Source organism: Ectobacillus soli (assembly GCF_042610425.1).
GTDB lineage: Bacteria > Bacillota > Bacilli > Bacillales > Bacillaceae_G > Ectobacillus.
In genome coordinates, this window is sequence record NZ_JBGJZM010000001.1 from 1,895,634 (window position 1) to 1,907,368 (window position 11,735).

The 11,735-nt window shown below is 41.3% G+C and carries 12 protein-coding genes; all 12 read right to left on the minus strand.

Annotation, left to right across the window (positions count from 1 at the left end; genetic code table 11):
• Entirely contained in the window at positions 1-588 is a 588-nt protein-coding gene (locus ACAN53_RS09705; RefSeq protein ID WP_379969404.1) for a hypothetical protein, read from the minus strand.
• A gap of 137 nt (positions 589-725) precedes the next feature.
• The gene (locus ACAN53_RS09710) at positions 726-2,078 is read right to left on the minus strand and encodes a sensor histidine kinase (RefSeq protein ID WP_379969406.1); all 1,353 of its coding nucleotides are present in this window, start codon (positions 2,076-2,078) and stop codon (positions 726-728) included.
• Positions 2,071-2,742, minus strand: coding sequence for a response regulator transcription factor (locus tag ACAN53_RS09715; RefSeq protein ID WP_379969408.1), 672 nt, complete (start codon positions 2,740-2,742; stop codon positions 2,071-2,073). The genes ACAN53_RS09710 and ACAN53_RS09715 overlap by 8 nt, the downstream gene beginning before the upstream one ends.
• 258 nt (positions 2,743-3,000) lie before the next feature.
• On the minus strand, positions 3,001-3,618 hold the full coding sequence (locus tag ACAN53_RS09720) for a GNAT family N-acetyltransferase (protein ID WP_379969410.1): 618 nt from the start codon (positions 3,616-3,618) through the stop codon (positions 3,001-3,003).
• A gap of 102 nt (positions 3,619-3,720) precedes the next feature.
• Positions 3,721-4,614, minus strand: a complete 894-nt coding sequence (locus ACAN53_RS09725) for an AEC family transporter (RefSeq protein WP_379969412.1) — start codon at positions 4,612-4,614, stop codon at positions 3,721-3,723.
• 411 nt (positions 4,615-5,025) lie between these two features.
• On the minus strand, positions 5,026-5,970 hold the full coding sequence (locus ACAN53_RS09730) for an LCP family glycopolymer transferase (protein ID WP_379969414.1): 945 nt from the start codon (positions 5,968-5,970) through the stop codon (positions 5,026-5,028).
• 534 nt (positions 5,971-6,504) lie between these two features.
• A complete protein-coding gene (solA, locus tag ACAN53_RS09735) occupies positions 6,505-7,638 on the minus strand; it encodes an N-methyl-L-tryptophan oxidase (RefSeq protein WP_379969416.1) in 1,134 nt (377 codons plus the stop codon).
• Between the two features lie 56 nt (positions 7,639-7,694).
• The gene (locus tag ACAN53_RS09740; protein WP_379969418.1) at positions 7,695-8,972 is read right to left on the minus strand and encodes an acetylornithine deacetylase; all 1,278 of its coding nucleotides are present in this window, start codon (positions 8,970-8,972) and stop codon (positions 7,695-7,697) included.
• A gap of 200 nt (positions 8,973-9,172) precedes the next feature.
• Positions 9,173-9,967 (minus strand): urease accessory protein UreD, encoded by a 795-nt coding sequence (locus ACAN53_RS09745; protein ID WP_379969420.1) that lies wholly within the window; start codon positions 9,965-9,967, stop codon positions 9,173-9,175.
• Between the two features lie 11 nt (positions 9,968-9,978).
• Complete coding sequence (gene ureG, locus ACAN53_RS09750; protein ID WP_379970301.1) at positions 9,979-10,590, minus strand: urease accessory protein UreG; 612 nt, start codon at positions 10,588-10,590, stop codon at positions 9,979-9,981.
• A gap of 20 nt (positions 10,591-10,610) precedes the next feature.
• On the minus strand, positions 10,611-11,294 hold the full coding sequence (locus ACAN53_RS09755; RefSeq protein ID WP_379969422.1) for an urease accessory protein UreF: 684 nt from the start codon (positions 11,292-11,294) through the stop codon (positions 10,611-10,613).
• The gene (gene ureE, locus ACAN53_RS09760; protein ID WP_379969424.1) at positions 11,287-11,733 is read right to left on the minus strand and encodes an urease accessory protein UreE; all 447 of its coding nucleotides are present in this window, start codon (positions 11,731-11,733) and stop codon (positions 11,287-11,289) included. The genes ACAN53_RS09755 and ureE overlap by 8 nt, the downstream gene beginning before the upstream one ends.
• Positions 11,734-11,735 lie beyond the last annotated feature (2 nt).

Consider the following 11,735-nt stretch of genomic DNA (forward strand, 5'->3'; position numbering starts at 1 on the left):
TTATTTTTCCTCCTTGTTTATGTTTCGTTCCCATTCATCTAAGTAATCTGGTTGCTTCACAGTTTGTGTAGATGTATATTCATCACTTACTAAGTTGTCATTCTTGTTTTTAAATTTCTTATAGAGCCAGTAAATAGCTGCTGCAATAAGTAGAATTGGAAGGGTAGGTAGTGCACCTAGGCCGATTAACAGTAAGCCAATCCATTTTCTAGGGCCGTGATCTGCACCTCTCCATAATAACCAACCAACAAGAATGGATCCTAGCGCTAAGAAGAATGGAAGGATAGAGAACCCACCGAACCCTCTTTCATGATGACCAAATCCACCTTGATGCATCATACCTTCTTGATGTATGCCTTTGTGATGCTGGCCATTTTCTCGAAACTCACCAGCTTGATTTCCGCCTTGAAATTGTCCTTGTCCACCTTGAAACGTAGATTGTGTTGGTTGTTGACTATTCATCATTGATGTCATATTGAAGTTGTTGAAACGATATCCTTGATTTTTCACTACTTGAAATCCAGTGAAAATCACAATACCAATGACTGCTAAAAGCACCAGCCATTTTAATCCTTTTTTCTTTTTCATGCTTACACCTCCTATTAGTAGATTGCCTTGCTTACAGGACCCATTGTAGAAAAGAAAAAAGAAAATATGGTGAAAAATAGAGTCGGTGAAAAACTTTTTAAAAAGTTTTTGGGGAAAGAAAAAAAGCGTAAGGATTCTTACGCTTTCGTAGGTATGAGCACTGTAAAAGTAGTTCCTGCTTCGGTACTTGATACTTGAATCGTGCCGCGGTGAGCGTCGACAATCCACTTCGCAATAGATAAGCCGAGTCCATATCCGCCAATATTTTTTGAGCGGGATTTATCACCGCGGTAGAATCTTTCAAAAATCCGGCTATAGTCCTCCGGTTTTATGCCGATTCCCGTATCCTGAACGATCATACATAGACTATGTTTCTTATCGTTTTCCATGCGTAACGTGACGGTAATTGATCCATGATCCGGTGTGTATTTAATCGCATTGTCTACTAAAATATATAAGAGCTGTGTAAGGCGGTCTTCATTTCCATACACCTGTAAGGATTCTGGTGCATCGAATGCTATTTCTATTTGCTTGCTTGCAGCTATAGAGTGGAATGTTTCAATTACCTTACTAGCTGCTGGACGAAAATCAAATAGGATTTGCGTCACTTCTTGTTCATTTGAGTCGGACCGAGCGAGCGTGAGTAAATCACTGACGAGCTTTGTCATTCGCTTTACTTCCTCTTTCATATTCTGTTGTACCTTTCGAGAAAAGGCGCTCGTATGCTCGTCCTGTTCCATTTCTAATGTATCAAGAGAAGAAAGTAAAATGCTGAGCGGCGTTCGTAATTCATGGGAGGCGTTCCCTACAAATTCGCGCTGTCTTATATAGGATTCTTGGACCGGGACAAGAGCCCGCTTAGACATATAGCGGCTTAATGATAATGCAACACCAAAGAATACGACCCCAAGTCCGATTAAAATCATCAACAATATTTGAAAGAGATGGTAAACCGGAGAAATATTCTCCCCGACATAAAGCGTTCCTGTCTGATCTTTCCCATTCATAATAGGCAGGGCAATCATAAGGATTTTTAATTGCTGTACATCCTCACTATGCATCATATGGTGAGAACGCACTTCTAACGTTATATTTCGGATTTCACTTTGCTGAGGATACCAACCCTGTATCGTACTTAGAAAATCTTCTCGCATCGGATGAATCGTTTCATCACCGGATATAATTTTTCCTTGCCGATCGGCTACGTAGTAGAAATATTGATTTTGCCCAAATGTAACCGTTGATGAGGATCCAGACGCTCCGTTCATAGAATCTTGAATAACACTTGCTTGTTGGCTTGCAAGGGATTCTATTTCTTGGTTTTGATTATACATCATTATAAAATAAAGAAGTCCGTAAACAATACAAATAAACAGCACGAGAAACGTCATAAGCAATAGACTATAAGAAAGTGTTAATCTTGTTTGTGTTTGTCTAAAGACATCTTTGACCACCCGTTTCGTTCTTTGGATTCCAGTATGATCATTCAAGTTTATACCCAACCCCCCTTATGCTCTGAATCCACCCTTGTTGCCTTGGTATATTCAATTTTTTTCGTAATAATTTCACCGTTGCATCGATTGTTTTTACTGATACATCCGCATCATAGCCCCATATTCGATCAAGGATAATCTCCCTTGGCAAAACTTGTCCTTGATTTTGCACCAATAGATCAAACAATTGAAATTCCCGCGGTGTAAGGAGTATTTCTTCGTTTCCTTGAAATACCGCGTGGCTCGTTCGGTTCAATGTTAAGTGATGAATCGTGACGATTTCTTCCTGAATCGGAGCATAATTTCTCCGGGATACGGCACGCAAACGAGCAAGTAATTCATCAATTTCAAAAGGTTTTACGAGATAATCATCTGCACCCGAGTCGAGTCCCAGTATACGGTCCTGAAGTGCATCCTTTGCTGTTAGCATCAAAATGGCTCCTGCGTATCCCTCTTTTCGCAAACGACGGCAAACATTAACTCCGTCTTCGCCGGGCATCATCCAATCAAGAATGAGCACATCATAATGAGAGGCAAGCGCATAATCATAAACCTCATCGCCCCTCATGACCCAATCTACGTTATACCCGCCCTTTTTCTTCAGCATATGTACAACTAGCTCCCCAAGATGCTGATCATCTTCTGCTAGTAATAAATTCATGAAAACCACTCTCCTCTTCTTTACCTACTGTTTTCACTATATCGTATGAAAATGAAATATAAGTGAAACAAGCTGTAACATCTACGATATACCATGCAAAGAAAAGGTATGCTAGCTTTATTTTATATAATTCTTTCGATAATTACGACACTTGTCTTCGTTTTCTTGTGATTGCGTGTGAATTTCACTACCACTAAATGCATAGCAAAAACAATAGGGAGGGCTCCATGTAAAGGAGCCCTCCCTATTGTTTTTGCATTAAGCCTGATTTCGCATGGAAGCGTATTCTTTTTCCCGGTTAATCAATTTATGTTTCACTTCATGCCAGTCTTGGTCTGTGATGGAGTATAAAACCGCATTTCGAACGTATCCGTTATAATGAATTCGTTCGTTTCGGATAATCCCCTCTTTTACTGCGCCTAATCTCTCTATTGCTTTTTGTGAACGAATATTCCATTCATCCGTTTTGAACTGAACTCGTATGTATCCTAGCTGTTCAAAGCAATATTGTAGTAATAAATATTTGCAATCTGAGTTTACGAACGTTCTTTGATAAGGCATAGCATACCATGTATAGCCAATCTCACACGACTTCGTTTTATTATTCATTTCATAAATTCGCGTTGTTCCGATTACTTTGTTTGATTCTTTTATCATTACCACAAATGGAAGCGAAGTCATTTTCTGACGCGCTCGCAATGCGTTTGCAACCCATCTTTCCATATCCGCTTCTTTTTGGATATTTCCTAGCATAAACGACCATATATCATGGTTACTAATTTTATAAAGGAAAGGGGCATGTTCTTGCTGCATCGGAACAAGCTTAATTCTATCATTCTCAAGAGAAGGTGGTTGTTGGAATAATAATGGATTCAATGATATCTCTCCTTTTTACGGGTTACCTTTATATTAATTGGAAAATTAAAAAAATTAAATAGGAATTTCTCAAAAAATGTAATTAATTTTTATTTGGATCCATTATACAAATAAGCTGACCAATATCGAAATCGTAATAAAACTGAGCACTGTACTTACAAAGGTGATAGCTGATACAAGCTGCGGACGTGCATCGTATTGAACAGAGTAAAGAAGAGTTGTTACTGCAGATGGCATCGCTGCTAACACAATTATGACATGTTTAAGCAACGGGTCTATAGGTAGTATACTTACAATTCCCCATGCAAGAACAGGAGAAACAAGTAAACGGATTGTAGTTCCCATTGTAATTAATCGTTTATCAAAATCTTGAAATCGAATCATCGCAAGTTGCATACCTAGCACAAGCATGACTACAGGAATCGACGATTGCCCCACTAAATCAATGGCTTGCATAATACTTGGGGTGATGGAAATATGAGCATATTGAAATACTAAGCCTAGTCCTACTGCATATATATTCGGTATCCGAAAAATATTGAGAATTGCCTCCTTCATACTGCTTTTTCCGCGAGATGCATAATAGACACCAAATATCCCCATGATCAAAGCATGAAGAATCATAATAATAACCGCATCGTTAAATCCCTTATCCCCAAATGCAAATAAAATAATCGGCGTTCCGTAATTTCCTGAATTCATAAAGGCTGTTGTTAGAATCAAAGCATTTTCACTAAGGGAATCATAGTGAAGCCAACGACACACCATTCTCGTAATAAGAATTAATGCAGCTAATAAGAGTAGCTGGACTAGAACAATATAAAAAAATTGATGATCGAGTTTATTCATATAAAACGTACGAAAGATTAATGCAGGAGATAGAATATAGAGGGAAATAACAGAAACGGTTCGTATATCAAGCTGAAATCTCTTCTGGGCCCAATAGCCCGAAAAGAAAATAAGAAAAACTGGTAGGATAATTTCGAATAATGCCAATGTAGGAACCCCCAAGCGAATTAAGTAAAACTATATTATAATTTTCATATTATGTATCATAACGCGTTACAGCTGACCTGCCTAGTACCCTACTTTTGAATTTATATTATTAATATACTTCACTTAAATATATACGCAGCAGATACGGATCTTATCGCTTTGGGGACAATGGCTGCCCTTACAAAAGTCCCTGATGATTGAGTGAAGATTGAATGTAACATTGCAAACGGCCCCCCTGTTTTCTTTCAGTATCTTTTATCAATTCATTTCGCTGCTTACTTGCCAGAGCCCCATTTTTTAGATCAATCTCAATCAGGCTTCCATCATTCTCTTTCTAACTCATGAGTAAGGCCACTGAAACATCGTATTGTTTTAGTGGCCTCATTCGTAATTTGTGGTTTATTAATAGTCTTATTGTTGCAGTGGAATCTCTAGGTTTTGGCGTAATTTGTTTGTAACTTCTTTGCGCGTTTCATCCTTTACGCGGTAATGCCACATCGTACCTGTGAAGAAACCTTCTCCGCCTAATAGTTGGAGCTCTTCATTATTATTTCGGCTATCTTTATAGTTTTGAATGATTGAGATCATATCATCTTGCGTTAGGTTTGTTTTCACATCTTTGCCAACGGCGGTAAGGATTGGTTCAAGATTGGAAAGGGATGAGAGATCCGCTCCCTTTTTAATAGTGGCATTTACCAAGTCGCGAATTCTTGACTGACGGCCAAAGTCTCCGCTAGGATCATTATACCGATCACGTACGTAAGCCTCTGCCGTATTTCCCGTTAAATGAACGACTCCTTGTGGAAAATGAATCGTCCCTGTTGTGAAATCTAAATTGTTGTTTACATCGATGCCGCCTAATATAGTAACAATATCTTTTACCGAGCTTGTTTCTACTGTTACATAGTAGTCAACCGGAACATTCATATACTTCTCGATTGTGTTCACTGCCATGTCAATGTTCCCATATGCATATGCACGGTTAATGTTGTCACTCTCATTCTTTCCAACAATTTCTCCGTATGTATCACGCGGAATACTTAGCGTCTTCATTGTTTTGGTATTCGGATTTAACGTAAGGAGCATAATGGAATCAGAACGACCATATGTTTCTGTTTTGCTTTCTAGTTCATCTTCTCCGACTGGATCAATGCCTAGTAACAAAATCGAAATTGGCTTTTTCGCCTTTGCACTCACGTCCTCAGGTCGCTGCGAAGAATGGTCTCGGTTGAGCGATTGATGAATTTGGTTCATTGTATTTGACACCTTTTGATACACCGTGAATGCATATATGCCTCCCCCAATTAAGAGTACGGTAAAAATGCTAGCAATCCATATTAACACTGTTTTTTTCATTTGAACTATCCTCGTTTCCATACTAGGTCGTTATTGTTATTTACGTAAGTAATATGCCTATCTTTTAATCTATTATATCTTAATATAGGAATTTTTTCCTGTCCAATATCCATGTAATTTTATCTGTAACTATAGCATAATCAAGACCAAGCTTTAAGCTTTTTTTAGTTGCGGGTGTCAATCCAGGGCTTTGATTCCCGCTTCAGCACTGTTTCTTCTTTTACGAGCTTCAATCTCTGCCTTTGATTACCACTGCGGCACCTTTTCTTCTTTTACGAGCTTCAATCTCTGCCTTTGATTCCCGCTTCAGCACTGTTTCTTCTTTTACGAGCTTCAATCTCTGCCTTTGATTCCCTCTCCGGCACCTTTTCTTCTTTTACGAGCTTCAATCTCTGCCTTTGATTCCCTCTCCGGCACCTTTTCTTCTTTTTCGGGTATCAATCGCGGCATTATCGCCCGTTTTTTTCTTATAAAAGAAAAAAAGTATAATCCCCTCAAAAAGCGAGAGAATTATACCTGTAGGAATGGTTACACTTATGCCTTTGTAAATCTGCTTGCGGAAAAGAGTGACAAATCATATGTGCTTTTTCCCTCTTGTACTAGCTCTGCTAATTGCTCGCCAACGACGCTGCTAAATTTAAAGCCGTGACCGGAAAAACCGCAGGCAAATACGACGTTTGAATGCTCAGGATGTGTATCAATAATAAAGTGTTCATCTGGCGTCATCGTATACATGCACGTTTTCCCCATTTTCATTTCGTTCACTTGCGGCATATACGCTTGAACAAAGGAAGTTACGTCCCCGGCTTCTTCTGGAAATACACCGAATTCTTCTCTAGGTGCATCTGGATCCATTTCCCGTCCGCCGTCGTGACGACCTACCTTTAATCCAGCCCCTTCAATGCTTGGAAATCCGTAATACGTACCATCCGCTGTTTCAAACGCAAAGGCAGGAAACTGTTCCATACCATATAACTCTTCCGGGCAGTTAAACCAAGAAAAGGTTTTGCGAAGCACGGTGAGCGGCAAGTCAATTCCTGCCTGTTGAAGCAATTGTGATGCCCATGCCCCAGCTGTTACAATTACCGATTTTCCTTTGTATTCTTTATCATTCGCAGAAACGATGACTTCATCTTTTAGAATAGATACATTCGTAACTTTTGTGTTTGGTAAAATTGTAGCTCCGTATTTGACGGCAAGCTCGCGGTAGGCGGTGATGCAATCCTCCACACGTAATACGCCGGAATTCGGCTCGAGGCATGCAATTTCATCGTCTTTTGCTGCAATTCCTGGCCATTTCGCTTCGATTTCAGGTTTTTCAAGTATTTCTAGCGGCAAAGAGTACGTGTTCGCACTTTTAATTACTTCTTGTATAAACGGAGAAGATGCTTTTCCTACATTGATAACCCCCGTTTGATAAAACAGCTGCTTTCCTGATTCTTCTTCCAGTTCCGTCCAAAGCTCCTGTGCCCGTAGCGCAAGTGGTACATATCCTTCCCCTTCCCCGTACGCATGACGAATAATCCGCGTTTCGCCGTGATGCGTTCCTTGCGTATGTGGTGGATCAAAGGAATCGAGCAACAACACATTCTTCCCTTGTTTTGCTAAAAAATAACCGGCAGGCATTCCCATCGAACCTGCACCAACAATAATAGTGTCATAGATCATGATGATTACTCCTTTTTCTAGTATAATTATGATGTTTTTTGTCCCTAGTAAAGCTCTTACCCTTTTCTCGTAGAGCACCATTCATAGATAAAAGCTAGGACGACTTTCGTAAATGTAAGGAGCTGCTCCACTTCAACTTTTTCATTGACAGAATGGGCTTCTTCTAAGGAACCTGGTCCATAAATGACGGCGGGAATGTCGAATTCGCTAAACCAGCCTCCGTCGGTTACGGTGGGTGACATATCTAGGACTGCCTTCTCTTGAAACATAGTTTCATGCACAGTTGCCAGCGTCTGAATTGCTCGGTGATTTGGATCAATCTCAAGTGATGGAAAAATCTCACCTCGGTCTACAATCATTGATTCCCCGCCCCATGTAAACTGAGGAGGATTTTGTTTTAACCACGGATCGGCGTTTGCAATATTTCGAATGAATTCCTCAACTTCTTCGATCACTTGATGATGCGTTTCATTCGGATAAAAATGAACCGTTATCCAAAGCCGGCATTCATCTGCGATAAACGCAGCATGCCGCCCGCCTTCAATAACCGCAGGGTTAATCGTCATCATGCCAGCAGGATATCCTTTATATGTTTTCATAACAGCCCAGTAGCGTTCTAATTCCTGCAGGCCTTGGATAATTTTCATCATCTTCTCGATAGCACTGGCACCAAACAACTTGCCGCCTGCATGGAGCATCTGTCTTCTCGTTGCATCATGGAATGTTTGCGGGCTTTTTACCGTAATCCATCCGGTAATAACGCCGCCCTGCCCTTGCAAATGACACTCGCTCGTATCGACCACCAAAGCAAAATCTGCATCATACCCTCGCTTACAGCATTGCAAGGTTCCTGCTTCACCGACCTCTTCACCAATAACCGATTGAAAAAGCAAATCGCCAGGCAATTCAATGCCAGCCTCATGCAGCAGCCCAATCGCAAACAGCGCACCGGCGATGCCGCCCTTCATATCGGAAGCTCCTCTTCCAACTAAATGGCCATTCTCTACATAAGGCTGAAATGGGCCGGTTACCCAAGGCTCATCTGCAGACACTTCTGCGACGTCAATATGACCGTTTATGATTAAGCTTTGAAATTGATCAGAATCTGTCCCTTTGCGAATTCCTACCACATTGGGATCTCCAGGATACACATCCCACCTATCTACATCAAAGTCCCGTTCTCGTAAAATAGAGGAGATATATTGCTGAATATCACTTGTATTACGAGCCGGAGGGGCAGGCGTTTCAAAGGAGATAAGCGTTTTTGCAAGCGCAATCAATTCTTCTTTCCTTTCATCAATTTGTTGTACTAAAGATGAAATCGTATCATTCAACTTAAAAATCTCCTATCATTTTGTGTCTATTTTACTATCGTACCTCGAAATCGTCTGATTTTTTAGCATTTTCTTTAAAATTATTTGAATAAAGTGTGAATTGTTAATTTTGATTGTAAATGGGTGCTTCCTTTTTTCTTTCGCTGAGCACCCAAAAAGCAAAAAGAACCTGCTTTCTCAAAGTCAGGCTCTTTCCTATATTAATATTTTCTTATCGATATAACTGGTGCTTGCTGTTTCTCACGAATGGAATCCATACACGCTTGAAACAGTCGTTCAATGGCCTGCGTTTGATCCGCAAGCACTCGGATAACGAAGCCGCCTTCCTTCAGTAGCGAAACTCCGCCGTGCAAGGAATCTGAGCGGGCTTCTACGAGTTCTTTTACCTCATTCACCCAAGCAGACTGCAGTTCTGAATCAATGACAAGCAAGCTACCAAAGTGTGTATAACCTTCCATTTGCAAAAGCTCTGTTAACTCCTGTTCACTCGGATGCAAAAATACATGATCGTATAGCTGCAGCTTTCCATCGACATACACTTTTACTTTCGAACGAATCCAGTCATAGGAAAAATGCGTTCCGTCTTCTGACCAACCCGGCGTAATGATATCGCTATAAAGCAGGCGTGCCCCTTTTTCCATCCGAATGGTCGTCTCCTGCAAGAACCGAGCGCCCGCATAGGCGATAATCGGATCAGGGACAAACGCAAGATAGCCTCCTTTTTTCAAAGAAAGTTCTGTTTGCTGTGTGACCGGATGTTTCGGTGTTTTGTAGATTTTCGTAGCAGCCTGCGTTGTGACCGTTAGCATAGCATCTTCTTCCAAACTAATCTCTGTAAGATAGCGATCACCATCGACATAACCACCGCCGACGTGGATGCAATAAACAAAAGGGTATCCATCTTCATACACTGGACGCGTTACTTTAAATGTTCCTTGAAACTGGCAATCCTGCAGGACGGTTCGCTCTCCTTTGCGAACCGCTCGCATTTTCATCGATCCTTCCATTATGCAAGACCATCAAGCAGGGCGTATTTTTTAATCCAAGCGACAACCTCATTCAAGCCCGTTTCATCTTTTAAATTCGTAAAAATATACGGTTTGTTTCCTCGTGCTGCTTTTGTGTCTTGTTCCATCACTTCAAGGCTCGCACCGACATACGGCGCAAGGTCGGTTTTATTGATGATGAATAAGTCCGATTTGATCATCCCTTGTCCACCTTTACGCGGAATTTTCTCCCCTTGTGCCACATCAATGATATAGATGGAGAAATCGACGAGCTCTGGGCTAAACGTAGCCGCTAAGTTATCGCCGCCACTTTCAACAAAAATGAGATCCAAATCGTCATGTAATTCGTTTAATTCATCAATCGCAGCAAAATTCATCGAAGCATCTTCGCGAATGGCGGTGTGCGGACAACCTCCCGTCTCTACTCCAATAATCCGGTCTTCTGGTAACACACTATTTTTAATTAAAAAGAGGGCATCCTCTTTCGTATAAATATCATTTGTGACAACTGCCATACTTAGTTCATGCCGCATTGCTCTCGTTAATCGTTCGACTAGCATTGTTTTTCCTGCACCAACTGGACCACCCACACCAATTCGAATTGGTTCCACCATCGACGTACCCTCCTCCTTTATGACATAAACAACCGTACAGACAGCTGTTCATGCCGCATTTGTGCAATTTCGAGACCAGGTGCACTTTGTCCTAGCTCTTCCTCGCTACTCATTTCAATTTGCCCTGCGATTTCTTCCATAACAGGTTGCATATGTAGCAGCAGCCTTTGTCCATCCGTTTGACCAAGCGGGATTGCCCGCACACCGTTTTGGATGAGCGATTGAATCGATGAAAACAAATAGGACGCTAACGTTTCATGTCGGTCGATCCCTATTTCACTACAAACTATTGCAAACGCAAGCGCACTATGGCCAGAAAGCTCTTTTTTTCGAATGCGGTCTTTATATTGTTGCAGCAGCTCACTCTCATACAAATTGCAAAATAGCTTCACCATTTGCGCGCCAATTCTGCGATTTCCTTCCCTTGTCTCCCTGGCAAGCATCAGGCTCGAGAGAATCGTATCTAGCTCCCAAAGTTTTTCCACCTGCTTATTTTGCACGCATTCATAAGCAATTCGACACGCAAGACCATCGGTATAGGCGATTTGCGTTCGCATATACGCTTCTAATAAATGCGAAAACGTCTCAGCGTCGTAAACCTTCTGCTCATAGATGTACGTCTCTAACCCAAAGGAATGAGAAAACGCACCTGAGGGAAAATTACTATCGCAAATTTGCAGCAAGGACAACAGCTTAGTCATGATGATGTCCGATATGCCGAAACGGTTTCATTACCGTTCTATTTTCTCTTGTAAACGGAACGCCAAGCTGCTTTAGTAGCTCCTCAACCAAATAATCGTACTGAACGAGCATGTCCGCTCCTTCAAACTGGGCAGGGAGGTGACGATTGCCAAGTTGATGCGCGATTTCGCCCATTTGCTGCATAGAGCTAGGCGAAATAACAAGTAGATCATCTGCAAGCACGCTAACGACAATCATATTTGCATCGTCCATGTATAAAATATCACCATCCTGCAAATCGACTGGCTCCTTTAGCCGAATTCCGATATCATGGCCGTGATCGGTCGTTACGCGAAGAATTCGTTTCACGAGCTCGTCACTTCGCAAATAGACGCGCTCGGTATGATTTGGCCGCGAAGTTATTGTTGCTACATTACCAATTATATGTTCAATGATCATCG

Excerpts from the sequence above, each read along its gene's own strand:
- ACAN53_RS09705 (WP_379969404.1), bottom strand. The coding sequence starts at position 588 with ATGAAAAAGAAAAAAGGATTAAAATGGCTGGTGCTTTTAGCAGTCATT.
- ACAN53_RS09715 (WP_379969408.1), bottom strand. The coding sequence starts at position 2,742 with ATGAATTTATTACTAGCAGAAGATGATCAGCATCTTGGGGAGCTAGTT.
- ACAN53_RS09730 (WP_379969414.1), bottom strand. The coding sequence starts at position 5,970 with ATGAAAAAAACAGTGTTAATATGGATTGCTAGCATTTTTACCGTACTC.
- solA (WP_379969416.1), bottom strand. The coding sequence starts at position 7,638 with ATGATCTATGACACTATTATTGTTGGTGCAGGTTCGATGGGAATGCCT.
- ACAN53_RS09745 (WP_379969420.1), bottom strand. The coding sequence starts at position 9,967 with ATGAAAATGCGAGCGGTTCGCAAAGGAGAGCGAACCGTCCTGCAGGAT.
- ACAN53_RS09755 (WP_379969422.1), bottom strand. The coding sequence starts at position 11,294 with ATGACTAAGCTGTTGTCCTTGCTGCAAATTTGCGATAGTAATTTTCCC.
- ureE (WP_379969424.1), bottom strand. The coding sequence starts at position 11,733 with ATGATCATTGAACATATAATTGGTAATGTAGCAACAATAACTTCGCGG.